The following is a 25,288-nucleotide window of genomic DNA, read 5'->3' as shown; positions in this document are numbered from 1 at the left end:
CTATTACAAAACCGTGATACTAATTCAGTCATGCGCATTCAGCCATACGAATGTCTGCGCTAGTGAGACCTTAATGCAAGCATAAAGTTCGCAGGTTAAGCATCACCAGCAGTATCGCATCAACTGCCTAAAATCTATCAATTATCTTGGCCGAATGCTCGAAAGGTGACGAGTCACCGCCAACCAGGCACCCAACCAGCCTAGTAGTGTACTGCAAGATAGCAGAATTGTAGAGCCTGTCACGTCGAGTTGGGGTAAAGAAAAACTCGCCCCGTAACTGGCTGCCAGAGCGGATACCGGCAGGGAAAGCCAGTGATTGCCCAGGCCTAACAAACCCAGCGCCAGCAGCCCACCGCCTAAGCCGTACCAAGCACCGCTGTATAGGAACGGCCGTCGCACAAAGGCATGCGTGGCGCCAATGAGCATCACGACTTCAATTTCCCGGCGGCGACTCTCCACCGAGAGGCGAATGGTATTGCCGACCACCAGCAGCACGCCTAAACCAAACAGCGCCCCTAGCGCCAGTGCCACACGGCGGCCTAGCTCGGCCAGGTTTCTCAGCCGCTCCACCCAGGCCAGATCAAGTCGCACCTCATCAACGCCAGAGAGCGCTTCAAGGCGGGCGGCCAACTGCTGCATGGCAACCGGGTCAACGCTTTCCGGGCGCACCACCATGCTGATAGGCAGCGGGTTACTCTCCAGCCCTGCCAAGGCATCATCGAGCCCCAGCGACTGCTGGAACTCCGCCATCCCTTGTTCGGCGCTGATCAGCTGAGTTTCGAGCACGTCCGGTTCCGCGTTGACCGCCTCTTCGATACGCAGCGACTGGGCATCATCGGCACTCAACTCCAGGTAAACCGTTAGGGTGGCGCTCTCATCAAGCTCTGCATCCAGCAACCGCGCACTGTCAAGGGTTAGCCACAGCGCCGCAGGCAGCACTAGCGCAATAGCAATCGCCAGCATGGTCAGGAGGTTACCCAGCGGGTAGCGTATCAAGCGCTGAAAGCTATCCCACGCCATGCTGCGGTGATGGCGACCCCATGCCCGCAGGCGGCTGGAAAAGCGCGTTTGCTGCGACCTGGCGCCCCGCTGGGGTGCTTGGGCTTTCTCAACCGCTGGTTTAACAGCGGCTTTGCGCGGCGTTTTTAATGCTGCTCCCTGACGACGCTTGGGCGTCGCGGATGACTTCATAGCGCCCCCTCATCGGCTACCAGCCTGCCGTCGCTTAAGCGCAGGATGCGGTGGCGCAGTCGGGCAATCAGGGCCAAATCGTGGCTGGCGATCATCACCGTGGTACCAATCCGATTAAAGTCCTCAAACAGCGCCATGATATCCGCCGAGAGCTGGGGATCCAGGTTGCCCGTCGGTTCATCAGCAAGCAGCAACGCGGGCTTATTAACCACCGCCCGGGCAATGCCTACCCGCTGCTGCTCGCCCCCGGAGAGCTCTATGGGCAACGCCTTTTCACGATGCAGCAGCCCCACCTTATCTAACGCGGCACGCACACGGCGGGCGGCCTCCCGAGGTTCAACCCCTTGAATCTCCAGCGGTAGAGAAACATTATGAAAAATGCTGCGATCAAAGAGCAACTGATGATCCTGGAAAACCACGCCAATTTGGCGACGATAGAATGGCACTTGGCTGGCATGTAGCTGGGCGATATCGTGCCCCGCTACGACGACGCGCCCACGGCTAGGTTTCTCTAGGCGCATCACTAAGCGTAGTAGCGAGCTTTTACCGGCACCGGAGTGGCCGGTAAGAAACACCATCTCGCCCCGGGCAACCCGAAAGTTAAGATGCGCCAGTGCTTCAAATCGCCCGCCGTAGCGTTTTCCCACATGCTCAAAAGCGATCATGCGCTGGCATCGTCCCCTTGGCGGTCAAACAGCGCTTGGACAAAATCATTGGCCTCGAATGGGCGCAGATCGTCGATTCCCTCCCCCACACCAATAAAGCGAATCGGCGTTTCCAGCTGTTTGGCCAGCGCGAAAATAATCCCGCCTTTGGCGGTGCCGTCCAGTTTGGTTAGCGTGATCCCGCTGACCGGCACGGCGTCGTTAAAGGTGCTGGCCTGGGAAATTGCGTTTTGCCCGGTGCCCGCATCCAGCACCAGCATCACCTCGTGAGGCGCGGTGTCATCTAACTTCTGCATCACTCGATGAACCTTTTTTAGCTCTTCCATCAGGTGGCTTTTGTTATGCAGTCGACCGGCGGTATCGGCGATCAGTACATCAACCCCTCGCGCAGTGGCAGCCGCTACCGCATCGTAAATCACCGAGGCGCTGTCCGCGCCGGTGTGTTGGGCGATTACCGGCACTTTGTTGCGCTCGCCCCAGACTTTGAGCTGCTCAACAGCCGCCGCGCGGAAGGTATCGCCCGCTGCCAACATAACGCTTTTGCCTTCGCGCTGAAAACGCTGGGTAAGTTTACCGATGGTGGTGGTTTTACCCACGCCGTTAACGCCTACCACTAAAATCACAAACGGTCCCTTGCCCGCCTTTTCCAGTACAAGCGGTTTGGCCACCGGCGCCAGCATGGTGGACAGCTCTTCTTGCAGGCCACGGTAGAGGGCTTCTGGGTTGTTCAACTCTTTGCGCGAGACGCGCGCTTCCAGGCGGCCAATAATCTCGGTCGTCGCTTCAATGCCCACGTCGGCCATTAACAGCTGCGTTTCCAGATCTTCGAGCAGTTCGTCATCGATCTGTTTTTTACCTAAAAACAGGTCGGCGATGCCGTCGGTTAAATTGGCGCGGGTTTTACCCAGGCCTGACTTGATACGCGCAAACCAGCCTTTCTGGTCACTTTTGGCAGCCACCGGTTTGTCTTGCAAGGCGGGTGGAAGCGATGTCTCACGGGTTGGCTCTGGCTCTGGCTCTGGCTCTGGCTCTGGCTCTGGCTCTGGCTCTGGCTCTGGCTCTGGCTCTGGCTCTGGCTCTGGCTCTGGCTCTGGCTCTGGCTCTGGCTCTGGCTCTGGCTCTGGCTCTGGCAAAGTTTCAGGCGCTTTTGAGGTCTCTTCAACAATGTCAGTGGAAGTCTCGGGCGTCGCAATGTCCAGCTCATCGGCTTGTTCTTGAGGCTGCTCCTTTAACTGCTCCTCCTGCGCCTGCTTGTCTTGAGACGCCTGTTGCGGATCTTGCTTATTCTTGCGTTTAAAAAAACCAAACATGAGTGTTACCCGACATAAATAGTGGACATTAAGGTTATGCTAACACCGTAACCCAAGACTTTGGATAAACAGCCCGCTACAATCCGCTCTATGACACGACAACGCCCCCCTCGATCCTCTGCATCCCGCCGCACATCTGCGCAGCGGGGTGGTCAACAACCCGGCAAACCCGTTGGTAAGCCACTGGGTAAGTTACGCATCATCGGCGGTGAGTTCCGCCGCCGTCAGTTGCCGGTGTTGGATAGCCCCGGCTTGCGTCCAACCCCAGACCGGGTGCGTGAAACGCTGTTCAACTGGCTCGGCCAACAGCTTTACGGCCAGCAGGTACTTGACCTATTTGCAGGTACCGGTGCGCTAGGCATTGAAGCGGTGTCGCGCGGCGCCTCCTGGGTCGATTTTGTCGAGCGCGACCCGCGGGTAGCGTCGCAGCTGTCGACCAATCTGGCATCGCTCAATATTACCGCAAGCGCGGTGCATGTTAACGATGTTCAGGCTTACCTGATGCGCCCAGCCAAACCCTATACGCTGGTCTTTCTTGACCCGCCTTTCCATCAGCAGCTGGCCGCGCCCTGCTGCTCGGCATTGGAAAATAGCGGCTGGCTGGATAACGAGGCCATGATTTACCTGGAAACCGAGACGTCGCTGGCTCCCAAGGTGCCCGCTAACTGGCTATTGCACCGCGAAACCCAGGCGGGCGAAAGCACGGCAAGGCTCTATCAACGTCAAGCACCGTAAACAGCGCTTGCCGCCACGCGGCGGTGGCGTTACGCTCGCCTCATTCGTCCCTACTGACAAGCTTTGTGCTTGTTTATTTGGGTGCCTTTTTATGACCTGTTTTGGGTTTTCGTTTTTACGCTAGGGAGAGATACATGAGTCTGGAGCTATTTAATCAGCTTGAACAGAAAGTCACCGACACTGTTGATGCACTGGAGATGATGAAACTGGAAAATGAAGAGCTGCGCGGCGAAAACGCCAAGCTGAAAGAGGAGCGCGAAGAGTGGGAGCGTCGCCTCAACAGTCTACTTAGCAAGTTCGACAGCCTAGAAACAACTAGCGCTTCGTAACTAGCTTTGCGCTACTTAGATGATCTGAGACATGAGTAGCGCGTCTTCTCGCCCAGCGGCCCCGTTGGCCGCTGGGTAGTAGCCTTTGCGCCGCCCGTCTTCGCTAAACCCGCAGCGCTGGTAGAGTCGGATTGCGCTAAGATTCCCCGCTCGCACCTCTAGCAGCAGTCGCTCACTCAGCCAGCCGCGTGCGGTGGACAGCACGACCTCCATCAACGCCCGACCTCCTCCACTGCAACGCTGCTCTGGATGCACCCCAATGGCTTGCAGTTCCGCCTCAAACGGCAGTCGCGCCACAATGGCGTATCCTAACAGCTGCTCAGCCTGCCACCAGCCCAGTACACAGGTATCCTGGCTGCCCAATGCTGCCAGCATTTGCGTCTCAGAAGTGCCGCTCTGCGCCCGCTGCTCAAGCGCAATCAGCAGGGCCAGGTGCTCAACGTTGAGTTCAGTGACCATCAGCAGTCTGCTTAGCGCCAGCCGCCCATAGCTGGCCTAGCGCCTGCAGCGCTGGCCAGAGGTCACGCTTGCTATGGCTACCGTCGAGAAGCGACCCAAGTGAAGGGCCCTGCCATAAGGGCAGCGAAAGCGTTTGGCTGTGGCCTTCAGTTACGTTCAGTATGCGCTCCAGCGGCGCTTGTTCAGCCCCAGATTCAGCATCAGGCTTGGCTTCCAACTCACCCCACCAGAGTAATCGCTCTAACCGCCACCCCTGTCGGCTCGCGCTTCCAGCAATAAACGCCGCCAAGCCCTCCCGGGCTTCGTCCAGAGGATCCTCCACCGCAAAGGCGTTGGCCATTTGCGGCCAGGTGAAGTGGCTCACTTCCGGCAACGCTCCACGCTGAATGCCTGCGGCCTGTAACAGGTTAGCCAATAGCTGCTGTTCAAGAGGACTCATCTCCCCCGCCTGCAGCACCATCCAGCGGCCCTCAAGACACACGCAGGAGAGCGCGAACTTAAGAGGTTTGGCTGGCCGCGCTGCCTCCGCGCGGGGCCCTGCGGTATCCGGGTTGGCAATCGCCGGCTTATGTTGGCCCGGCTTGTCCGCACGCTGCTTGTCTTGATCCAGCAGTGCCCGCACCGCCGAGGGTGAGGCAATGGCTTCGCCTGAGGCCAAGGGATCGGGCGATTGAGACTCGGGCGTATGGGGTTTGGACGTTTGCCGCTTGGGCGCCGGGGCGTCGTCCAGCAATGCCTGTAGCCGCTCCCGAGGCGGCGTAGGAGCAGGCGTCGAATCCTCCCACTCACAGGCCTCGGTGGGCAGCGCATTAGGCAACTGGTATTTAGCGGCCCAAGCGGTAATCCCCATGGCATCCAGGTAGTGGCGCCGTGTAACTTCTTGATTCACTTCCCGCCGCCGCGACAGTTGGGTGAATTCGGGCGTTCACCGCCGCGTGCCTGCCACTCGCTGGGGGTATAAAGATGCAGCGCTAAGGCGTGCACCGGCCCGGAAAGCTCATCGGCCAACAGCGCATAAATTTGCTGGTGACGCTTCACCGGCATCATGCCGTCGAAGGAGTCACTTACTAGCGTCACTTTGAAGTGGGTTTCAGAGTTCGCGGGCACGTTGTGCATGTGGCTTTCGTTTTCAACCTGCAGCACGTCCGGCGCGAGTGCCGTTAACTTCTGCTCAATCTGTGTCTGCAGCGTCATAAGGTTCTCCTTGAGAGATCACAAACCGTTTTATTGTACGCGCTTACTGGCCCGCAGACGATGCCCGTCGAGCGTGTAACGCACGCCTTGCCAGCGGCATACGCGCCACGCTTGCCACAAGCGCCAGCAGCGTGGTCGCCGCGCCCAGCCAGAGCGTTACCTGTACCGGCCAGCCTAGCGCCAACGCAGCACCGACTAGAGCCACGCCAAACGACTGCCCGACGGTTCGAGTGGTGCTCATGACGCCCGAGACGTTGGAACTGCGCTCCGGTGGCAGGCTGCCCATCATTTCGCGGTTGTTGGGCGGCTGGAACAGGCCAAAACCAACACCGCATAGCGCAGTGCGCCATAGACTTCCCGCCACGCCGGTCGACTCATCGACCAGCGCCAGTGCAATCAGGCCAATGATAAGTAGGCCAAGCCCTGCGCTGGAGAGAATACTGGGATTAATACGGTCGGCTAAGCGCCCCGCTACAGGGCCAACGAACATGATAGCCAGTGGCCAAGGCGTAAACAGCCAAGCGGTTTCCAGTGGCGAAAACCCCATCTGCTCCTGGTAGAAAAACGACAGGGCTACAAACGTAAGGCCCTGACCTATAAATGCAAGCCCAGAGGCAGATACCGCCAGTGTAAAGCGCAGCTCGGCAAACACGCTAAGCGGCAGCAATGGATACGGTGCGCGACGCTGACGCGCAATAAACCCAGCACAGGCCAGTACCGCCAATAGCACCCAGCCACCGCTTTGCCAAAGCGGCGCGGCGTGGCTCACGGCGTCCATGGCAATAAAGAAGCTGGCCAGCATAACGATTGAGAGCAGCGCCCCAGCCACATCAAAACTGCCTTTGCGTGGCTCTTCTCGGGGCAACGCACGCTTGGCGAGCCACAGCGAGCAGAGGCCCAGCGGCACATTCAGCGCAAATAGCCAGGGCCAGTCGGCAAAGGACAGGATTACCCCACTCAGCGTGGGCCCTGCCGCGTAGCCACCGGCCACCACCAAGGCACTCAAGCCAAGGGCGCTGCCCAAGAGGCGCGAGGGAAAAATGGCGCGATAAAGCGATGGGCCAATCGATAGCGTGGCCGCAGCGCCTAGCCCCTGAAAGGCACGAAACACCAGCAACGTTTCTAAATTGCGCGATAACGCTGCCCCCAGCGCGGCAGCGACAAAGGTGGCCAGCCCAAACAGGTAGAGCCTGCGACGTGTGATCAATTCACTAATGCCCGCAAACACGAGCAAAAAAGCCGCACAAACGACCTGAAACAGGTTGGTAATCCATACCGCCCGGGACGCCGACACATTCAAGTCGGCGGCGATAGTGGGCAGCGCCAGATTGATCATGGTGGTGTCGACCACCGCCATCAAGGTGCCGGTCACCAGCGCCAGCACGGCAAGGGCGCGTTCAGGCCCAGGCAGGCCATCATCGCCGGGGCGGGTTTCAAACAGTCGCATGCAAGCGTTCCTAGGCAGGAGAGATCTTAAACGAAACGGCCAACGCGAAACGATTAAAGACACTGCTTTAAAAGCCACTGCTTCTAAAGACACAGCATTAGAAACGATGAAACCGGCCTAAGCCGGTTCCGAAGTACGCTACTTAACAGTGTGCTATCTAGCTGCTACCAGCCAAACGCGTAGGCAAACACTGGGCTTACGTAGTACTGGGCTCACGTAGTACTAGGCTTGCCTAAATACTAGCACGCTAACGGCTAGTCCTGCTCACTATCGAGCAGTAGCGCATCATCAACTTCTGAAATCTCTAACGCCGTTTCGTCATCCAGGTCTATTGCCAGGTAGCTGTGCTCGACGCGCACAAACTCCTGGAACAGTGCCCAGTCGAGTTTATCCGGCCACTGCCGTTCGTCCTCTTCCCAAGCGCGCAGCTCAGTCTCGAGAATTTCCACGTAGCGGTCGCGCACAAAAGTTTCCAGCGCTTCCGGGGTATCCATCTCTGGAATCAGGTAAATGGTACTTTCACGTTCGACGTCGTCCAGGGTCAGGTCGTCGTCTCCCATGGTGGGTTCCAGCGCGTTGATCCAGTCCACAAAGGGCTGGGTCGGCCTGACGCTCAGTGCGGAGCGGTTAAGCAGTTTCATGGGATTCTCCTCGCCGTCGAAACGTTGACCATTATGGGCGCTATAACGCGCCCTTACCAACTTTTCATCCGTTATCGTAGCGTGTTAGTCCACTTCAGGACGCATCGCAGGGAACAGCAGTACATCGCGAATGGAGGCGCTATCGGTGAACAGCATCACCAGGCGGTCGATACCGATACCTTCGCCCGCGGTGGGCGGCATGCCGTACTCCAGTGCACGCACGTAATCTGCATCGTAGTACATCGCTTCCAGGTCGCCGGCATCTTTTTCCGCTGACTGGGCACGGAAGCGCTCAGCCTGATCTTCGGCATCGTTGAGCTCGGAGAAGCCGTTGGCGATTTCGCGACCACCCACAAAGAACTCAAAGCGGTCGGTGACGAAGGGATTGGCGTCATTACGCCGCGCCAGCGGACTCACTTCCGCCGGGTATTCGGTGATAAAGGTCGGCTGGTCGAGCTTGTGCTCGGCAACCTCTTCAAATATTTCCGTTTGCACCTTACCCAGCCCCCAGCTCTCCTTGACCTTGATGCCGAGCTTTTCAGCGGTTGCCCGCGCCGCCTCCAACGAATCCAAGTCGCTGTCGGCAATGCCGTCACCGTGATCAAGAATCGCCTGACGCAGCGTTAAGCGGGCAAAAGGTTTGCCGAAATCGTAGCTTGCCCCTTGATATTCAATCACTGCGTTACCGAGCACTTCTTCAGCCGCGGTGCGCAGCATCGCTTCGGTCATATCCAGCAGGTCGCGGTAATCCGCGTACGCCCAGTAGAACTCCACCATGGTGAATTCTGGGTTGTGGCGCGTTGATAACCCTTCGTTGCGGAAGTTGCGGTTAATCTCGAACACTTTTTCAAAACCGCCCACCACCAGACGCTTGAGGTAAAGCTCCGGCGCAATACGCAGATACATATCGATATCCAGCGCATTGTGGTGGGTAATGAACGGCCGTGCCGCCGCACCGCCAGGAATGGGCTGGAGCATCGGCGTTTCCACTTCCATAAAACCGCGCGCTTCAAAGAAGCGGCGCATGGAGCTGATAACCGCTGCGCGGGTTTCAAACACCTTACGCGACTGCGGGTTCATGATCAGATCCACATAGCGCTGGCGATAGCGGGCTTCCATATCGGTGAGGCCGTGAAACTTATCCGGCAGCGGGCGCAGGCTCTTGGTGAGCAGCTGCGCCTCTTTCATCATCACGTACAGATCGCCCTTGCCGGATTTATGCACCGGCCCGTGCGCAGCGACGATGTCACCGATATCCCAGCTTTTAACGTCTTCAAGCACATCGGCGGGCAGGCCCTTTTTATCCACGTAGAGCTGGATTTGCCCGGCCACGTCCTGAATGACGATGAAGGGGCCACGTTGACGCATCACACGACCAGCCACAGCGGCGTGGTGATCCAGCGCTTCAAGCTCGGCCTTGTCTTTATCGCCGAAGGCATTTTGCAGCTCGACGGTTAAGCTGTCGCGGCGAAAATCATTGGGAAATGCACTCTTTCCCTGCTCAGCGGCGCGCTCACGGCGAGCAGTCAGCTTGGCACGGCGCTCGGCGATCAGGTGGTTTTCGTTGTCTGCAGGAGACGCGTCTTGGTTAGCCATGGGGCACCCTGTTCATGTTCAAACGCTAAAAAAATTACAAACCTTGCTTCAAGCTGGCGACGATAAATTGATCAATATCCCCGTCGAGCACTTTATCGCAGTTGCTGGACTGCACGCTGGTGCGCAAATCCTTGATGCGCTGATCATCCAACACGTAAGAGCGAATCTGGCTGCCCCAGCCGATATCAGCCTTGGAGTCCTCGGCCTCCTGCTTGGCGGCGTTGCGCTTTTGCATCTCGTGTTCCCACAGACGCGCTTTCAGCTGCTTCATGGCAAAATCACGGTTGGCGTGCTGGCTGCGTTGCCCCTGACAGGCCACGACGATACCGGTCGGTTCGTGGGTAATCCGCACGGCCGAATCGGTGGTGTTTACGTGCTGACCGCCCGCGCCGCTGGAGCGGTAGGTATCGACGCGCAAGTCCGAGGGATTAATCTCTACCTCGAAACTGTCGTCAATTTCCGGGGACAGGAATACCGAGGCAAAGGAGGTATGCCGACGGCCACCGGAATCAAACGGGCTTTTACGCACTAGGCGGTGCACGCCGGTTTCAGTACGCAGCCAGCCGAAAGCGTAATCGCCCTGGATATGCACCGTGGCCGACTTAATGCCCGCCACTTCGCCAGCAGAGATTTCGGTGATATCGGCTTTGAAGCCGTGGCTCTCCGCCCAGCGCAGGTACATGCGCAGTAAAATATTGGCCCAATCCTGGGCTTCGGTGCCACCAGAGCCGGACTGAATTTCCAGGTAGGCGTTGTTCTGATCCATTTCACCGGAGAACATGCGCCGAAATTCCAGCTTTTCTAACGCCGCCTGCATGCTGTCCAGCTCTTTGCACACTTCTTCGACGGTGCCTTCGTCCTCTTCCATTTCGGCAAGCTCTAGCAGATCCCGGCTATCGCCAAGTCCCTGCTCAAGTTCATCGATGGTGGCCACTATGGCTTCGAGGGAGGCGCGCTCTTTGCCTAACTTCTGCGCGTAGTCTGGATCGTTCCAGACATTGGGGTCTTCCAGTTCGCGGGTGACCTCTTCTAGCCGATCTTTCTTCTCGGCATAGTCAAAGATACCCCCTAAGAACGTCTGTCCGCTCAGACAGGTTCTTGAGCTGGTTGTGAATCGGATTGGTTTCCAACATGGGATCGCCCTAGCTTGGTCTACTCGGATCGTACAGAGGTGTATCGATCAGAAAAGCGCATAGTGTAACGAAAGCCGACACGCCCCGCATCCAATGGCCTGCCACTAGGTAATAAAAAACCCGGCCTGCGCCGGGTTTCATTGGGGTTTGGCTCTCTAGGGCTTAAAAGCGGTAGGTTAACTGAGCACCAAAACCGTGAGCTTCGTTTTTGTAGTCGGCTGAGTAGGAGGCTCCGCCTACCGGCTGGCCACCCGTCGCTTGGCTGGCCAATAGGTCGCTACGATCCTGCTCAACAAAGGTGCCGCGCTCTGACAGATAGGAGTAAGCCACATCGACAGTCAGGTCAGGTGTGGGACTCCAGCCTGCCCCCAGCGAGAAAATACGTCGATCATCGGAAGGAATACGTACGCTACGATCCTCATCATTGGTCGGCGTCATGTCTAACGTTACCCCAGCACGAAGCGCTAATGTTTTCGTTAACTGGTACTCGCCGCCAGTGGCAAATGCCCAGGCGTTTGAGTAGTTCTGAACTTCCTGGGTAATCGTATTACCCTGACTACCGGTAACCAAAATTTGATCAAAGTGGCTCCAACGCACCCAGGAAGCCCCGAACATCAGCTTGAGACGGTCGGTCATCTGCTGGGTGAGCGAGAAGTTAACTGTCTCTGGGGTGGTCAAATCCAGGTTAGCGGTATCTGAGCGCAGAACATTACCCATGGGATCAGTCGCGCTAAAATCGCCTTCCAGGGTGTAGTCTACTTTCGAGCGGTAGGTCAGACCCAAGGTGGTTTCAGGGGCCGGGCGATAGATAACACCCAAGTTGTAGCCCCACGCTTCGTCTTCACCGTCAACCCGCGAGTCGATATCGTTCGCTGCATTAAAGGTTGGCTCAGAGGGGAGCTGGCGGCGTAGCTCACCTTCTATACGGTTATAAGTAACTCCCGCGCCTACTGACCATTGGTCATTAAAGCGGTAAGAAACCGTCGGCTGTGCACTGACCACTTTGACTTCGGTGTAGTCGCCAAAATAGCGCCCTTGAAAATCATCTTCATAATCAGTTTTTGAGCCAAAGGGTGCATACACCCCAAACCCGAACGCCAGTTGATCGGTCACTGGGTGCGCATAGAAAGCAAAGGGGATCGGCGTACCTGGCACCATATCGCCATCATTCCCTCCGGGAATGCTACCGACCGGGATCTGATTGCCATTTGGGGCGCCGCCAAGCGCGACTCCAGAGTCGATATAGCGGGAAGCTTCGACATTAGAGATGTCAGTATTCACATTTAGATACGTACCACCAGCAGTCACCTGGGCACGGTCTAAAAACGACATCCCCGCCGGGTTACCGTACACAATGGTTGCATCATGGATGTTAGAGCTTCGCCCGGCATGGCCATAGCCCTGCCCACTCACGCTCTGCTCGTTAATTTGATACCCGCCCGCGTGGGCTTGGCTGGCGAAAGCGGCCGTAATGGCAGCAGCCAGGGTGAGCTTATTAAACTTATTATTCATAGTGGGCCTCTCTTCCCGATGATCCAGTGGATACCGACGATCCACCCTCTTTATTTTTACATGACTGTTTTCTCGCAACTGAGCCAAAGGTTCAAGGGCAAACGCTCGTTTTATTTTATTTTTGGCTTATACATTAGTCGCACGGTCGTTTTAAATCAGTGTTTTAGTCATTTCAGCTTACAGAGCCAAGAGGCCTTGACCTATGGGTTACCCATAGGTTCTACACTGAATAACCACTACTTGACCGGTCGGGAGAACAGGCCATGAAAGTGAACGAGCTTGCCAAAAGGGGCGGCGTTACCGCTGAGACCGTGCGCCACTACGCTCGTGAGCAGCTACTTGCCCCCCAGCGCCATCCAGATAACGGCTATCAGCTATTTTCAGATACCGACCTAGAGCGTCTGCGGTTTATTCAGCGGGCGCGCAAATTAGGTTTTAGCGTGGCGGAGATTCGCGACATTCTGACCCACGCCGACCAAGGTGACTCACCCTGCCCATTGGTACGCGACTTACTCGCCAGCCGCCTGCCGCAAATTCGGGCACGCATTGCCGAGTTGGAAGCGCTAGCCGAACGCATGGAACAGGCCATGGAGAGCTGGCAGCAAATGCCCGACGGCTCCCCCGACGGCCACAGCGTGTGCCGCCTGATTGAGAGTTTTCCTGACGCCACGTCTACCAAGGAGACCCCATGAGCGACGCCTCTACCGAAGCCGCCTCAAGCGTAAGCCCTGCCAATGGGGCCACCACGCGAACCATTCCTGGCATGAATTGCCAGGGCTGCGTCAAGCGTATGCGCGAGGCAGTGCAAAGCGTTGACCCAAGCGCCGATGTCGTCGGCACGCCTAGCGAAAAACGCCTTGAGGTTGTTTCATCGCTAACCGACGCCGAGCTTGATCAACGCTTGACCGAGGCGGGCTACCCGCCAGGCGAAGCAGCTCTGGAGGAAACAGCCCCAGACGATGCTGATAAGCAGCCAGAAACCGCGGCACCCGCTGATGCCGAAGCTGAAAAAACCGCAAGTGCTCACTCCCAGCCTCAAGGGCAAGGCAAGAAACAGCGCCTGGCGATTAGCGGGATGACCTGCGCCAGCTGCGTTAAGAGCGTGCAGAAAGCACTAGAGCGCACGGAGGGAGTCGACACCGCCAGCGTCAATTTTGGCACCCACTCCGCCCAGGTGTTTGGCAGTGCCGAGACCCAAGCGTTAATCGCCGCCGTTGAGTCAGCCGGCTATGGCGCCGAACCGATTGTGGATATGCGGGAAGCAGAACGCACTCGTGAAGAGCAGGATGCCAAGACGTACCAAAAACGGCTGCGCGGAAGTGCGATCTCGCTGGCACTGGCGGTTCCGCTGATGATGAGCATGTTTTTTTTCCACCCCCACCCGATGGGCATGGGGCGTCTCTACTGGCTGGTGATCGGCTTATTAACCTTGGGCATTCTGGCCTTCCCAGGACGCCACTTTTTCGTCAACGCCTGGAAGCAGTTCAAGCACCACCAGGCCAATATGGATACCTTGGTTGCCATGGGCACTGGCGCCGCCTGGCTATATTCCATGGCCGTGGTGCTGTTTGCGCCGTGGTTGCCCGAGGTTGCCCAGGGCATCTACTTTGAAGCCTCAGCGATGGTGATCGGGCTGATTCTGCTCGGCAATGCCATGGAGCTACGCGCCCGGGGCCGCACCAGCGATGCGCTAAAGCGTCTGCTCGATCTGCAGAGCCGTACGGCGCGGGTGATTCGCGACGGACACGAGCAGGAGATTGAGATTGACGCGGTGCGTGCTGGCGACCATGTACGGGTGCGCCCCGGTGAGCGTTTGCCGGTGGATGGTGACGTTGTTGAAGGCCAAAGCCATATCGATGAATCGATGCTTACCGGTGAGCCACTGCCGATCGCCAAAAGCGCGGGAGATGAAGTCAGCGCGGGCACGGTGAATGGCAAAGGCGGCTTGATCTATCGCGCCACGCGGGTGGGCACCGACACTCGCCTGGGGCAGATTACCGAACAGGTAGCGAGCGCCCAAAACTCGCGCCCACCGATTGGCGAGCTAGCCGACCAGGTCTCCAGCGTTTTTGTGCCTGCGGTAATGATCATTGCCGTATTGACTGCCCTGGCGTGGTTCAACCTAGGGCCCGCCCCCCAAGTAATCCATATGCTGGTGACGGCGACCACCGTGCTGATTATTGCCTGCCCCTGTGCGCTCGGCTTGGCGACGCCGATCTCTACCATGATCGGAGTCGGTAAAGCAGCGGAGCAAGGGGTGCTGGTGCGCAGCGGCGAAGCGCTGCAAACCGCCAGCAAGCTGACCACGCTAGTGGTCGATAAGACCGGCACGCTCACCCAGGGCAAGCCCAGCGTCACCGATGCGCAGATGTTTGGCGTGGAACAATCCACGGCACTCGCGCTGGTGAACGCGCTGGAGCGCGGCTCCGAACACCCACTGGCGGCGGCGTTAATGACCTACGCGGAGGAACACAACGCCAACCCTGCCGAGATTAATGGTTTCGATAGCGTGACCGGTGGCGGGGTAAAAGCGCAAACTGCTGACGGCAAAGTGCTGCTGCTGGGCAATGCACGTCTATTGAGCGAGGCAGGGGTGGATCTCAAGGCAGGTGAAGAGCAAGCACGCGCCCTAGAAGAGCAGGCCCGCACGCTGGTGTACTTGGCGGTAGATGGCAAATTGGCCGCCCTGTTTGGCATCAGCGACCCGCTTCGCCACGACACCGTGGCCGCGATCAAGCGCCTGCAAAAAGACGGCTTAACCATCGTTATGCTGACAGGCGATAACGAGCACACCGCCAAGGCCATTGCCCAGGAAGTGGGCATTGATGAGTTTCGGGCAGGGCTGTTACCCGAGGACAAGCACGCCGAGATAGAACGTCGTCAGAAGGCAGGAGAAATCGTTGGCATGGTAGGCGATGGCATCAATGATGCCCCGGCGCTGGCCCGGGCGAACGTGGGCTTTGCCATTGGCCAAGGCACCGATGTGGCCATTGAGAGCGCGGGTATCACGCTAATGCGCGGCTCGCTGCATGGGGTGGCATCAGCGATAGAGATCAGCCGCGCCACGCTGCTCAATATCAAACAGAACCTGGTGGGCGCCTTTGGCTACAACCTACTGTGTATTCCCATCGCGGCGGGGGTGCTCTACCCGCTCACCGGCATGCTGCTTTCGCCGATGATTGCGGGTGCTGCCATGTCACTCTCGTCCATCACCGTGGTGAGTAACGCCAACCGCTTGCGGCTATGGAAAGCTAGCCAGGAGGAATCCTCATGAGCTTATTGATCAACTTGGCAGGCCTGGGGCTTATCGGGCTAATCGTGTGGTGGTTCTGGCTTGGCTAAACGTGTTTAGGTCACTCCGATATATCGCCCTGGCTTATGGTTCAGGGCGATAATCAGGTTTAGCGTCAGCGCCCCTAGTACCGAATAACCCACACGATCCAGCGGCAGTTGGGTCAGCGCAATTAGCAGGATAACGCCATCAATCGCCAGTTGAACGTAGCCTGCGCGCAGGCCATGTTTATCCTGTAAGTAGAGCGCGAGGATATTGATACCGCCCAGGCTGGTGCGGTGGCGAAATAGCATCAGCATACCGATGCCCATCAGCGCGCCGCCCATCAAGGCGGCGTAGATCGAGGGCACGCTGGCAAACTGCACCCAGCCTTGGGTTAACTCTGAAAACAGCGATACCAAGCCGATGGCGGCAAAGGTGCGAAGGGTAAAGCTCCAGCCCATGCGCTTCACCGCCAAGTAGTAAAACGGCAGGTTAATGGCAAAAAAGTACACCCCAAAACCCCAGCCGGTCACACTGCTGGTCATATAGCTAAGCAGCAACGCCAAGCCTGCCGTACTACCGGTTAATAGCACCGCATGGGTGTAAAAGGTTACCCCCAGCGCAACAAAGAAAGTGCCCAGCAGCATTGCCATCATATCTTCATAGGGGCGATGCTGATCCTGGGGTAAATCTTCTACGCGCATGGGGCGTCCTTACTTAAATTATTAAGGATGTGAAATGGTTATTCGGCACCTCATGCTGGCTAAATATTTTTAGCCAGACAGCGATTCACTGCATAGGCTAATACCACTCAGCTAGCTATTTATAGGCTGCTTCAGCTCGCGACTGGTTTGGCACCGGGATATCCATGGCCTGCAGAGCCAAGTTAGCTTACATCCAGCCATGTTACGGCTTGAACATTTTATCCAGGCTATCGACAAACAGGATCTTGTCCATCCAGGCTTTCAGCTGTGCGTGGTCGGCCTGCTCTACACGCAGCTCTACCCATTGAGGCACTTCGCCAAATTTCAGCCTGATTAGAGAGCACAGGTTATCGCGGGCTTCACTCATACGACCCTTCTCTTCCCAACGCTCAGGCCATTGTTTGATTCGTTCTGCCAGCATGTCATGCACCTCGTGTAACTCTTGTAAATCCGAGAATTCAGGTAACTCCACCACAGCTGCCCGACTAGGCAATAGCACTCGGCGTATCCACACCACAAACGCACGCCTCAAACCAGTTTGCTCAGGCGCCTTGAGCCACTCAACCAAGGCTCCGAGCACCTCCAGCATGTCTTGCTCGTCACGATTGTGCTCTAACCGAAAGAGCGCAGCCGCCACGTTTCGCATTTGATCCGACCACGCAGGGTCATTGACGATAGCACCTTCGTCGAGAAGCAGATACGCCAAGTCTGGTCGATAGCGCTCAAGCCCTCCCGGTACACGTTCGACTAGCTCCGCCACGTTTTGTGCCGCTGTCCAACGTTTCTCACCATTGTAGAGGACTATCGGCAAGACCGGTGGCAGCTTTCCGCTCGGCGTAAAAGCTTCCTGACGAATCAGATCCTGATACAGCAGCCCCTGATACGTCATTATGCGCACAGCCATATGTTTGTCTTCGGAAGACTGGAACTCCAGCAGTAGATAGACGTAGAGCCAATCATCGCCCCAGCGCACTCGCCAAATGACGTCATCCTCACGATCACGCAGATCCTCGGTGACGTAGGAGCCGCTAACCTTTTCCAGCGTCGAGAAGTCCAACTGCTCGACCCAGGCTTCCTTAACAAAGCCAGTCAGTAAGTCTCTGACCATTTCGGGGTAAGAGAAGAGTAATTTGTAGCTATGATCGTGGCGATTGTGGACTTTGCTGACCATGCACGCTCCTATCTACGTGTCCTAATTTTACCACAGCACTGCTAGGGTAATGTGCCGATCGGCATCATTAGGAACACATCAACAAGGGCTGGCGTGTTCGACCATCAACTGCAGCGTCTCGCGGCCGCGCCAGCGGTTGCGGTTAAGCTTGTAAGCACAGTGCAGCGTATCGCCCACGTTAAACCCAGGTAGTTCTCCCGGCGTTAAGGCGCGAAACCAAATCGCTTTGCAGGTCACAGGGCCAGTGGAAAGCTCCAGCATCAGGTGTGCGCCGTCGGCACCCACCGGGCGCAGCGCCTCGACAATAAAGCGGCCTTCAAACAGCGGCGGATCGAATTCCCGTCCGTAGGGGCCGAGCGTTTCGATCTCTTGCAAGGTGGTCAGGGAAAGCTGCGCCGTAGAAAGCTCACCATCCGTCCATAGGCGCGGATAGAGCGTTCGTCCCTCTAACTGCTCACCCACTGCCTGCAGGAAAGCCGCTTTAAAGGCGTCAAGCTGATCCCTGGGCACGCCCACCCCTGCTGCGCCACTGTGGCCGCCAAAGCGCGGTAACGCCTGGGGAGCAAGCTCAAAGGTACGCTGTAGGGCATCACGCAGGTGCAGCCCATCAATCGAGCGGCCGGAGCCGGTTAGCATGCCCGGTGCCGAGGCTTGTGTTAGCACCAGCGCCGGGCGCCCGTAGGCCTGCACCAATCGCGAGGCGACGATACCCTGTACGCCAGGGTGCCCGTCTTCCAACAGCACCACCACGGCGGCCTCATCGGCGTCAAGCGCTGCCGTAGCAAGAGTGCGCGCCTCGGCGGCCATATCGGCCTCAATCGCTTTGCGGGACTGGTTATCCTGATCCAGCACGTCGAGCTGACGATTGGCGACCCCATCGTTCTCGGCCAGCATAAAGTGCAGCGCCGCGTAGGGGTCGTCCAGCCGCGAGCGGGCATTGATGCGCGGCCCCATCTGAAACGCTAACGTCTCGGCGTTAAACGGCACGCTGTCAGCGCCTAAGCGCGTGGCCATCGCCCGCCAGCACGCCGCATCCATACGATTGATCAGTTTTAACCCTTGATTGACCACCGCGCGGTTGGCGGGGCTGCCGCCCAGGGAGACACAGTCAGCCACGGTGCCCAAAGCTACGTAGGAGAGCCAGGGCGACAGCTTGGGCGTCGACTCTGATAGCGCCCCCCACTCAATCAGCACGCCGCGGGCGAGTGACATCAATAGCCACGCCACCATACAGCCGGCAATGGTTTTGTCGGGATACTCACAGTCATCACGGGTAGGGTTAACACAGGCGAATGCCGAGTTTGGCGGCCCCTCAACGGGCAGAGCGTGGTGGTCGCTGACCACCACGTCGATACCCGCCGCTTTTAAACGCGCGATACGCGGCTCATCGGAACTGCCGCAATCGGCGGTAATCACCAAGGTGGGAAACGGCTTTTGCGCCAAGGTGCGCTCTACCAGCGGCAGGCTAATCCCGTAGCCATCATGAATCCGATGGCCAATCAGGCTGTGCAGCTTGCCTTCCGGGACTCCAAACAGCTCCACCAGCGTGCGCCGGATCACCACATGGGAGGTAATGCCATCCACGTCGTAGTCGGTGAGAATGCCGATAGCCTCACCCTCTGCCACTGCCTGAGCGATGCGCTCAGCGGCGCGGCGACCGTCAGCCAGTTTCTCCGGGTGGGCCAAATAACGCAGGCTAGGTGCGATTAACGGTAGCAACTCACCGCTGTAGCCCGGTAAGCGCGAGGCCAGCAAACGCGCTTGCAGTTCGCTTAGCCCCTCCGCCTGGGCACGGGCATAGAGCGCCTCGTCCACTGGACGAGGCTCTAAGCGCGGCTCGCTCTTGCTAGACGACAGCGTGCGATGGGGTAAATCAGTCACTGAGGCCATTAATTCGTTAACGCCGGTTTTCCGCAACGAACTGCTGCACGGCGGCAAGTTCCGCAGGGAGTACCGTATAGCGCTCTTCGCGCTCAATCAGGTCTTCCATATGCGGCGGCAGTGGCACGCCCAGGAAGCCCGCTTTCACTACGGCCTCGGCAAATTTAGCCGGGTGCGCAGTGGCAAGGGTAATCATCGGCGTTGACTGATCTGCCCGGGCCCGCTCGGCGGCGCGATAGCCGGTAGCGGTATGCGGATCTAGCATCTCACCGGTGCGTTTATGGGCGTCGCGAATCACTTCCAGAATCGTCGCATCGTCCACGCTGTAGCTGGAGAACTTCTCGCGCAGCTTGGCCAGCGGCGCATCGGCCAAGGCCGTGGGTTCCTGCTGGAAGCGCTCAAGCAGCGCCGCCACGGCCAAGCCATCGCGATCGTAGGCGTCAAACAGCAGGCGCTCAAAGTTAGACGACACCACGATATCCATCGATGGAGCCAGCGTCGCCGCCAGCTCTTTTTTGGAGAAGTCGTTGGCGGTCAGCGTACGATGCAGAATATCGTTGGCGTTGGTAGCGATGATGAACTGCTTCACCGGCAGACCCATTTTATAGGCCATATAGCCGGCAAACACGTTGCCGAAGTTAGCCGACGGCACGCAGAAGCTCACTTCACGGTGCGGCGCGCCCAGGGCAACGCCGGAGGCAATGTAGTAAACGATCTGCGCCATAATGCGCGCCCAGTTGATCGAGTTCACCGCCACCAAGCGAGTACCGTTGAGGAACGACTGATCAGCAAAGCTGGCTTTGACCATCGCCTGGGCGTCGTCAAAATTACCCTCAATGGCAATATTGAAGACATTGTTGGCCAATACCGAGGTCATTTGGCGGCGCTGTACTTCCGAGACCCGGTTGTGCGGGTGCAGGATAAAGATATCCAGGTTGTCGCAGTGGCGACAGCCTTCAATCGCCGCCGAGCCGGTATCGCCAGAGGTCGCGCCCATGATCACCGCACGCTCGCCGCGCTTTTTCAGGAAGTGGTCGAGCAGGCGGCCGAGCAGCTGTAGCGCTACATCTTTAAACGCCAGCGTCGGGCCGTGGAACTGCTCAAGCAGGAAGTGATTGGCATCCAGCTGTTTGAGCGGCAGCACGGCGTCGTGATTAAAGGTCGCATAGGCCTCGGTCACGATGTTGCGGAAGGTCGCATCGTCGATCTCACCGTTCACAAACGGCTTCATCACCCGAAAGGCGATTTCCGCGTAGGAGAGCCCGGCCATGTCGGCCAGCTCTTCCCGGGAGAACTCAGGCAGTGTTTCCGGCACATAGAGGCCGCCGTCGCTGGCCATACCGGTGAGCACTACTTCTTCAAAGGAGAGCGCGGGCGCCTGCCCGCGCGTGCTGATATAGCGCATCTAGGCTTACTCCCCTTCGCTCAAGCTTTCCACGCGAATACGCGTGACGGGGCCCGCAATATCGGCCATGGATTCGATTTCGCGAATCGCTGCGTTCATCTGCTTCTCTTTGGTGCGATGCGTGAGCAGAATGATTGGCACCAGTTCGCCTTCGGTGGCCTCTTTCTGGATCAGCGCTTCAATCGAGATGCCCTGCTCAGATAGAATCGTGGCCACCCGCGCCAACACGCCGGGGCGGTCCACCGCCAGCAGGCGCAGATAGTAGGCCGTGGTGATGTCTTCCATCGGCATGATGGGCAGTTGGCTGACGTCTTCGTCGATACCACTGAAGGCCAGGTATGGCACCCGGTAGCGGTGCTCGGTGGAGATATCACGGGCAACGTCGAGCAGATCAGCTACCACCGCTGACGCGGTGGGCTCGGCACCCGCACCTGCGCCATAATAAAGCGTGGGCCCAACCGCATCGCCCATCACCGCAATAGCGTTTTTAACCCCATGGACACTGGCTAGCAGGCGCTCTTTGGGAATCAAGGTGGGATGCACCCGCAACTCCAGGCCTTGGTCGGTGCGCTTGGAGATACCTAAATGCTTGATCACGTAACCGAGGTTGTCGGCTTGCTCAACATCTTCGGCGGTGATCCGTGAAATGCCTTCGGTGAAGGCTTTCTCGAACTGCAGCGGTACGCCGTAGGCAATCGAGGCCAAAATCGTCAGTTTATGCGCGGCGTCGATGCCTTCCACATCAAAGGTGGGGTCAGATTCGGCGTAGCCTAGCGCCTGGGCTTCCGCGAGCACGTCTTCAAACGCCCGGCCCTCATCGCGCATATGGGTAAGGATGTAGTTGCCGGTACCGTTGATAATGCCCGCTACCCATTCGATACGGTTGGCGCCCAGACCTTCGCGTAGCGACTTGATGACAGGGATGCCGCCAGCGACCGCCGCTTCGAAGGCTACGATCACGCCTTTCTCGTGAGCGGCCCTGAAAATTTCATTACCGTGAACGGCAATCAGCGCCTTGTTGGCGGTAACCACGTGCTTGCCGTTTTCAATGGCGGTGAGCACCAGCTCGCGGGCGATATCGTAACCGCCAATGAGCTCCACCAGGACATCCACATTGGGATTGGTCGCAACTTCGAACACATCAGTGGTAGCGTTGATGCCGGTAATATCGCAGTCAGGATGAATACTGCGGTGAGCAACCTGCTCAATCACAATAGGACGGCCGGCACGACGCGCAATATCATCAGCGTTGCGAGTCAATACGTTAAAGGTGCCGCCACCGACAGTGCCTAGACCACAAATACCTACTCTTACCGGTTTCAAAATACTTCCCCTTTCGTGTCGTGCACCTGGTGGTGCTAGTCTTAAATTCAGTCTTAAAGGCGGTTTTAAAAGCGCTCTTCAAGACAGTATCTCAGCGTTGTGCGCCGTCTAATTTACGCGGCACTCTTCTTTGTTTCCGTTCTTTGTTCCAGTGCTTTGATTCAGCCGTTTTCCAAGCCTAACATGGCGGAGAGTCGCTCGGGGGGCACAAAACCCGGCACTAGCTGCCCGTTGGGCAAAATAATCGCGGGTGTGCCCTGTACGCCCAGCGCCTTACCCAGATCATACTGCCCCGCCACCGGATTGTCGCAGTCTGCTGCGCTGGAAATGCTCTTGCCTTCTTTGGCTTGTGTCATCGCTTCGCTGCGATTATCCGAGCACCAAACCTGCTGCAGCGTGGTGGCAGCTTGGCTGGCCATGCCCGCGCGGGGAAACGCCATATAGTGAACGGCAATGCCGCGTTCATTCAACTCCGGAATGGTGTCGTGTAACCGCGCGCAGTAGGGACATGTGGGATCGGTAAACACCGTTATGGTAGCTTTCGGCTCATCGGCACCGCGGAAGATCACTAACTCACTTTCAGGCACTGCCGCCAGCGCATCGGCACGCTCTTGGTTCTGCTCTTGCTCGGTTAAGTTGACCAACCCGTCGGGCGCATTTTCATACAGGTCGCCGACCAGGAAGTGGCTACCGTCTGCATTGGAGTAGAACGATTCGCCGCTCTCCAGCCGCACGTGATAAACGCCATCCATAGGCGTTTCGGTGACAGCTTTCACGGGCATAGACTGGCCATTGACGCTCAGTGATTCAGCCAAACGATCTCCCACGTCGTCAGCCTGTGCAGCGGAAGATAGTAGGCTGGCAGTTAGCAAACACGCCAGCATCGAGGAAGTTGTCAGTAAAGGTAGTGCTACAAAACGGCGTTGACGCATCATCAATTCAGCCTCTTGGGTGATGTTCAGCATGTAGGCTTTCCAAGCGCGCCTGGGCTACATGGGTATAAATTTGGGTCGTCGACAGGTCGCTATGACCCAGCAGCAGCTGTACGACCCGCAAATTGGCCCCATGATTCAATAAATGGGTGGCAAATGCATGGCGAAGCGTATGCGGAGACAGTGGCCGGGTAATCCCTGCGGTGATGGCATGCACTTTAATCCGGTGCCAAAAGGTTTGTCGGGTCATGGCTTTGTCGCCCCGCCCAGGAAACAGCGCTGGGCGTGTGGGGTCGCTCATAAGCGCCAGCCGTGCGGTCTGCATATAGTGCGCCAGCCAATCTGCGGCCTCTTCACCCATGGGTACCAGGCGGTCTTTATCGCCTTTACCGCGCACCCTAACCACGTTTTGGCGCAGATTGACCGCATCGCCGGTGAGCCCGACCAATTCAGATACCCGCAAGCCGCAGGCGTACAGCAGCTCCAGCATGGCACGGTCACGGATCCCCAAAGGAGTCTCGGTATCCGGCGCCAAGAGCAGACGCTCGACTTCCTCCTCTTCCAAGGTATTGGGCAAGCCGGGTATGACCCGCGGCAGCTTGATATCGGTGAGGGGGTCGCTTTCCACTTGGTTGTTCAAACGCCCCCAGCGGTAGAAGCTGCGTAGCGTCGACAGCAGCCGGGCATTACTGCGCAACTGATAGCCTTCCTCCCGGCGGCTGGCCAGCCATTCACTGAGGCGCTCCGGTGGCGGCGCCAAAAGGGCTTCGCCGAGGCTCTCCAAGTGGGTTTGCCAAGCGGTTAAATCACGCCGATAGGCGGCTAACGTATGATCGCTGGCGCCCTGCTCAAGCCAGAGAGCATCTAAAAATGCATCGATAACGCTCATACGTTAGTCACCTCCCGCCGCTTTTATTGAGCGACATAAACAAAACCCCGCCCCGCAAAGCGGTGACGGGGTCTTGGTATCTGGGCGCGACGCCTGTTCGAGAACAGCGTGCGCCCGAGGAACAGTGGCGTTTAAGCCAGCTTTTCCTTGATACGTGCAGAACGACCACTGCGCTCGCGCAGGTAGTAAAGCTTGGCTTGACGCACGTCACCGCGACGCTTGACTTCGATAGAGTCAACCAGCGGGCTGTAGGTCTGGAAGGTACGCTCAACGCCAACGCCGTGAGAAATTTTACGCACGGTGAAAGCGGAGTTCAGGCCACGGTTACGCTTACCGATGACCACACCTTCAAACGCCTGCAGACGCTCGCGAGTACCTTCTTTTACTTTTACCTGAACGACAATGGTGTCGCCGGGGGCAAAGGGAGGAATTTCTTTGCCCATTTGCTCAGATTCGATCGCCTGGATCACTTTGCTTTTGCTGCTCATCATCATACTCCTGAATAACGTGTTGGCTTGTCCGCTCAATCATGGGTGGCGGGTGCCGTGATCCCGGCGCTCGAAACGAGCTACGCGGGAGTCGTTATGGGTGACACAGGTGCGCATGTCCCGCCCTGCACCGCCGCTCTGTCCTACTCAGCTTTAGCTGACAGAGCGTGTTCTTCGATAAACTCGTTCAACAGCTTACGCTGTTCGGCATCTAACGGCCGCCCTTCCAACAGGTCGGGACGACGCTGCCATGTACGGCCTAGTGACTGCTTTAACCGCCAGCGCTTGATGGCTGCATGATTGCCGCTTAACAGCACATCCGGCACTTGGCGCCCGTCGATGACTTCTGGACGGGTATAGTGCGGGCAGTCTAACAGACCGTCATTAAACGAGTCTTCGACAGCGGAATCCTGATGACCCAGTACACCGGGAATCAGCCTTGCCGCTGCATCAATCAGCACCATCGCTGGCAGCTCACCGCCGCTCAACACATAGTCGCCAATCGACCACTCTTCATCGATGTCACTCTCCACCACGCGTTCATCAATGCCTTCATAGCGCCCTGCCACGACCACTAAAGGCCCGGCGGAAGCCAGTGCTTGAACGCCCTGCTGATCCAGCTTACGCCCCTGGGGCGAAAGGTAGATCACCGTCGGCACTAAGCCGGTGGCTTGCTGCGCCCGTTCCCGGGCAGCAAAGATCGCTGCGCGCAGGGTGTCGACTTTCATCAACATGCCTGGACCACCACCATAGGGGCGGTCATCAACGCTGCGGTGGCGGTCAGTGGCGTAATCCCGTGGATTCCAAAACTCCAGTGCAATACGCTGTTTCTCTACCGCTCTGCCGATCACGCCCTGCTGCGTTAGCGCATCGAACATCTCGGGAAACAACGAGACGACACCGATCCACATCGCTGGACCAATCCGCATGGCAGGCGCTGCTGCTTCACTCGCCGTTTCCGGCGCGTTGCCACTATCCGGCTCTGGTGAGTCGGTAGCTGCATCATTGC

At 57.8% G+C, this 25,288-nt stretch carries 24 protein-coding genes; 4 read left to right on the top strand and 20 right to left on the bottom strand.

Features of this window, described 5'->3' with window-relative positions; all coding sequences use genetic code 11:
• Window positions 1-141 precede the first annotated feature (141 nt).
• From ftsX to ftsY, 3 genes are read right to left on the bottom strand one after another with little or no spacing between them, the layout of a single operon-like run.
• Window positions 142-1,191 carry a permease-like cell division protein FtsX gene (gene ftsX / locus KF947_RS14220; protein WP_227404238.1) on the bottom strand — a complete coding sequence of 350 codons (1,050 nt, stop codon included), beginning with the start codon at window positions 1,189-1,191 and terminating at the stop codon, window positions 142-144.
• Entirely contained in the window at window positions 1,188-1,856 is a 669-nt protein-coding gene (gene ftsE / locus KF947_RS14215) for a cell division ATP-binding protein FtsE (protein ID WP_133730980.1), read from the bottom strand. The genes ftsX and ftsE overlap by 4 nt, the downstream gene beginning before the upstream one ends.
• Window positions 1,853-3,166, bottom strand: coding sequence for a signal recognition particle-docking protein FtsY (ftsY, locus tag KF947_RS14210; RefSeq protein WP_227404237.1), 1,314 nt, complete (start codon window positions 3,164-3,166; stop codon window positions 1,853-1,855). Before ftsY ends, ftsE begins: the two co-directional genes overlap by 4 nt.
• Before the next feature lie 90 nt (window positions 3,167-3,256).
• On the opposite strand from ftsY, the gene rsmD reads away from it, so the two are divergent.
• On the top strand, window positions 3,257-3,901 hold the full coding sequence (rsmD, locus tag KF947_RS14205; RefSeq protein ID WP_227404236.1) for a 16S rRNA (guanine(966)-N(2))-methyltransferase RsmD: 645 nt from the start codon (window positions 3,257-3,259) through the stop codon (window positions 3,899-3,901).
• Window positions 3,902-4,035: 134 nt separating this feature from the next.
• On the top strand, window positions 4,036-4,230 hold the full coding sequence (gene zapB, locus KF947_RS14200) for a cell division protein ZapB (protein WP_133730983.1): 195 nt from the start codon (window positions 4,036-4,038) through the stop codon (window positions 4,228-4,230).
• 15 nt (window positions 4,231-4,245) lie between these two features.
• On the opposite strand, the gene KF947_RS14195 is transcribed toward zapB, so the two are convergent.
• From KF947_RS14195 to KF947_RS14160, 8 genes are all read right to left on the bottom strand, one after another.
• Window positions 4,246-4,689 carry a GNAT family N-acetyltransferase gene (locus tag KF947_RS14195; protein ID WP_133730984.1) on the bottom strand — a complete coding sequence of 148 codons (444 nt, stop codon included), beginning with the start codon at window positions 4,687-4,689 and terminating at the stop codon, window positions 4,246-4,248.
• The gene (locus tag KF947_RS14190; RefSeq protein WP_133730985.1) at window positions 4,679-5,578 is read right to left on the bottom strand and encodes a hypothetical protein; all 900 of its coding nucleotides are present in this window, start codon (window positions 5,576-5,578) and stop codon (window positions 4,679-4,681) included. The genes KF947_RS14195 and KF947_RS14190 overlap by 11 nt, the downstream gene beginning before the upstream one ends.
• Complete coding sequence (locus KF947_RS14185; protein ID WP_022520218.1) at window positions 5,575-5,883, bottom strand: BolA family protein; 309 nt, start codon at window positions 5,881-5,883, stop codon at window positions 5,575-5,577. The genes KF947_RS14190 and KF947_RS14185 overlap by 4 nt, the downstream gene beginning before the upstream one ends.
• Window positions 5,884-5,926: 43 nt before the next feature.
• Entirely contained in the window at window positions 5,927-7,330 is a 1,404-nt protein-coding gene (locus KF947_RS14180) for an MFS transporter (protein WP_227404235.1), read from the bottom strand.
• A gap of 254 nt (window positions 7,331-7,584) precedes the next feature.
• Entirely contained in the window at window positions 7,585-7,971 is a 387-nt protein-coding gene (locus tag KF947_RS14175; RefSeq protein WP_022520220.1) for a hypothetical protein, read from the bottom strand.
• Between the two features lie 84 nt (window positions 7,972-8,055).
• Window positions 8,056-9,567 carry a lysine--tRNA ligase gene (gene lysS, locus KF947_RS14170; RefSeq protein WP_039860384.1) on the bottom strand — a complete coding sequence of 504 codons (1,512 nt, stop codon included), beginning with the start codon at window positions 9,565-9,567 and terminating at the stop codon, window positions 8,056-8,058.
• Between the two features lie 34 nt (window positions 9,568-9,601).
• A protein-coding gene (prfB, locus tag KF947_RS14165) for a peptide chain release factor 2 (RefSeq protein WP_133730987.1) occupies window positions 9,602-10,700 on the bottom strand; the annotation gives its coding sequence in 2 pieces (ribosomal slippage) (window positions 9,602-10,624 and window positions 10,626-10,700; 1,098 coding nt in all).
• A 162-nt stretch (window positions 10,701-10,862) separates the two neighbouring features.
• A complete protein-coding gene (locus KF947_RS14160; protein ID WP_133730988.1) occupies window positions 10,863-12,212 on the bottom strand; it encodes an OmpP1/FadL family transporter in 1,350 nt (449 codons plus the stop codon).
• A gap of 263 nt (window positions 12,213-12,475) precedes the next feature.
• Between KF947_RS14160 and KF947_RS14155 the strand changes: the two genes are divergently transcribed.
• Window positions 12,476-12,904, top strand: a complete 429-nt coding sequence (locus KF947_RS14155; protein ID WP_223287974.1) for a MerR family transcriptional regulator — start codon at window positions 12,476-12,478, stop codon at window positions 12,902-12,904.
• The gene (locus KF947_RS14150; protein WP_227404234.1) at window positions 12,901-15,486 is read left to right on the top strand and encodes a heavy metal translocating P-type ATPase; all 2,586 of its coding nucleotides are present in this window, start codon (window positions 12,901-12,903) and stop codon (window positions 15,484-15,486) included. Before KF947_RS14155 ends, KF947_RS14150 begins: the two co-directional genes overlap by 4 nt.
• A 74-nt stretch (window positions 15,487-15,560) precedes the next feature.
• Here KF947_RS14150 and KF947_RS14145 read toward each other — a convergent pair whose 3' ends face one another.
• From KF947_RS14145 to trmD, 9 genes are all read right to left on the bottom strand, one after another.
• Window positions 15,561-16,190: a YitT family protein gene (locus tag KF947_RS14145; RefSeq protein WP_133730991.1), complete on the bottom strand. Its 630-nt coding sequence runs from the start codon at window positions 16,188-16,190 to the stop codon at window positions 15,561-15,563.
• 202 nt (window positions 16,191-16,392) lie between these two features.
• Window positions 16,393-17,361, bottom strand: a complete 969-nt coding sequence (locus KF947_RS14140) for an Rpn family recombination-promoting nuclease/putative transposase (RefSeq protein ID WP_133730992.1) — start codon at window positions 17,359-17,361, stop codon at window positions 16,393-16,395.
• Window positions 17,362-17,439: 78 nt separating this feature from the next.
• Window positions 17,440-19,251, bottom strand: coding sequence for a single-stranded-DNA-specific exonuclease RecJ (locus KF947_RS14135; protein ID WP_227404233.1), 1,812 nt, complete (start codon window positions 19,249-19,251; stop codon window positions 17,440-17,442).
• Between the two features lie 7 nt (window positions 19,252-19,258).
• Window positions 19,259-20,647, bottom strand: a complete 1,389-nt coding sequence (thrC, locus tag KF947_RS14130) for a threonine synthase (RefSeq protein ID WP_133730994.1) — start codon at window positions 20,645-20,647, stop codon at window positions 19,259-19,261.
• Between the two features lie 6 nt (window positions 20,648-20,653).
• Window positions 20,654-21,970, bottom strand: a complete 1,317-nt coding sequence (locus KF947_RS14125; RefSeq protein WP_133730995.1) for a homoserine dehydrogenase — start codon at window positions 21,968-21,970, stop codon at window positions 20,654-20,656.
• Window positions 21,971-22,131: 161 nt separating this feature from the next.
• Window positions 22,132-22,935, bottom strand: a complete 804-nt coding sequence (locus KF947_RS14120) for a DsbC family protein (RefSeq protein WP_133730996.1) — start codon at window positions 22,933-22,935, stop codon at window positions 22,132-22,134.
• Complete coding sequence (gene xerD, locus KF947_RS14115) at window positions 22,910-23,791, bottom strand: site-specific tyrosine recombinase XerD (RefSeq protein WP_133730997.1); 882 nt, start codon at window positions 23,789-23,791, stop codon at window positions 22,910-22,912. Before xerD ends, KF947_RS14120 begins: the two co-directional genes overlap by 26 nt.
• Before the next feature lie 131 nt (window positions 23,792-23,922).
• Window positions 23,923-24,279: a 50S ribosomal protein L19 gene (gene rplS / locus KF947_RS14110; protein WP_027957738.1), complete on the bottom strand. Its 357-nt coding sequence runs from the start codon at window positions 24,277-24,279 to the stop codon at window positions 23,923-23,925.
• Between the two features lie 143 nt (window positions 24,280-24,422).
• Window positions 24,423-25,190 (bottom strand): tRNA (guanosine(37)-N1)-methyltransferase TrmD, encoded by a 768-nt coding sequence (gene trmD, locus KF947_RS14105; RefSeq protein ID WP_227406301.1) that lies wholly within the window; start codon window positions 25,188-25,190, stop codon window positions 24,423-24,425.
• Window positions 25,191-25,288: the final 98 nt, after the last annotated feature.

Source organism: Halomonas sp. FeN2 (assembly GCF_020595105.1).
GTDB lineage: Bacteria > Pseudomonadota > Gammaproteobacteria > Pseudomonadales > Halomonadaceae > Vreelandella > Vreelandella neptunia.
Note: the sequence above shows the minus strand (reverse complement) of the source record. Positions and strands in the feature narration are given on the sequence as shown.

Bases quoted from the DNA above. Each gene is read 5' to 3' on its own strand.
- ftsX (WP_227404238.1), bottom strand. From the start codon at position 1,191: ATGAAGTCATCCGCGACGCCCAAGCGTCGTCAGGGAGCAGCATTAAAA.
- ftsE (WP_133730980.1), bottom strand. From the start codon at position 1,856: ATGATCGCTTTTGAGCATGTGGGAAAACGCTACGGCGGGCGATTTGAA.
- ftsY (WP_227404237.1), bottom strand. From the start codon at position 3,166: ATGTTTGGTTTTTTTAAACGCAAGAATAAGCAAGATCCGCAACAGGCG.
- rsmD (WP_227404236.1), top strand. From the start codon at position 3,257: ATGACACGACAACGCCCCCCTCGATCCTCTGCATCCCGCCGCACATCT.
- zapB (WP_133730983.1), top strand. From the start codon at position 4,036: ATGAGTCTGGAGCTATTTAATCAGCTTGAACAGAAAGTCACCGACACT.
- KF947_RS14195 (WP_133730984.1), bottom strand. From the start codon at position 4,689: ATGGTCACTGAACTCAACGTTGAGCACCTGGCCCTGCTGATTGCGCTT.
- KF947_RS14185 (WP_022520218.1), bottom strand. From the start codon at position 5,883: ATGACGCTGCAGACACAGATTGAGCAGAAGTTAACGGCACTCGCGCCG.
- KF947_RS14180 (WP_227404235.1), bottom strand. From the start codon at position 7,330: ATGCGACTGTTTGAAACCCGCCCCGGCGATGATGGCCTGCCTGGGCCT.
- KF947_RS14175 (WP_022520220.1), bottom strand. From the start codon at position 7,971: ATGAAACTGCTTAACCGCTCCGCACTGAGCGTCAGGCCGACCCAGCCC.
- lysS (WP_039860384.1), bottom strand. From the start codon at position 9,567: ATGGCTAACCAAGACGCGTCTCCTGCAGACAACGAAAACCACCTGATC.
- KF947_RS14160 (WP_133730988.1), bottom strand. From the start codon at position 12,212: ATGAATAATAAGTTTAATAAGCTCACCCTGGCTGCTGCCATTACGGCC.
- KF947_RS14155 (WP_223287974.1), top strand. From the start codon at position 12,476: ATGAAAGTGAACGAGCTTGCCAAAAGGGGCGGCGTTACCGCTGAGACC.
- KF947_RS14150 (WP_227404234.1), top strand. From the start codon at position 12,901: ATGAGCGACGCCTCTACCGAAGCCGCCTCAAGCGTAAGCCCTGCCAAT.
- KF947_RS14145 (WP_133730991.1), bottom strand. From the start codon at position 16,190: ATGCGCGTAGAAGATTTACCCCAGGATCAGCATCGCCCCTATGAAGAT.
- KF947_RS14140 (WP_133730992.1), bottom strand. From the start codon at position 17,361: ATGGTCAGCAAAGTCCACAATCGCCACGATCATAGCTACAAATTACTC.
- KF947_RS14135 (WP_227404233.1), bottom strand. From the start codon at position 19,251: ATGGCCTCAGTGACTGATTTACCCCATCGCACGCTGTCGTCTAGCAAG.
- thrC (WP_133730994.1), bottom strand. From the start codon at position 20,647: ATGCGCTATATCAGCACGCGCGGGCAGGCGCCCGCGCTCTCCTTTGAA.
- KF947_RS14120 (WP_133730996.1), bottom strand. From the start codon at position 22,935: ATGCTGAACATCACCCAAGAGGCTGAATTGATGATGCGTCAACGCCGT.
- xerD (WP_133730997.1), bottom strand. From the start codon at position 23,791: ATGAGCGTTATCGATGCATTTTTAGATGCTCTCTGGCTTGAGCAGGGC.
- rplS (WP_027957738.1), bottom strand. From the start codon at position 24,279: ATGAGCAGCAAAAGCAAAGTGATCCAGGCGATCGAATCTGAGCAAATG.
- trmD (WP_227406301.1), bottom strand. From the start codon at position 25,190: ATGTGGATCGGTGTCGTCTCGTTGTTTCCCGAGATGTTCGATGCGCTA.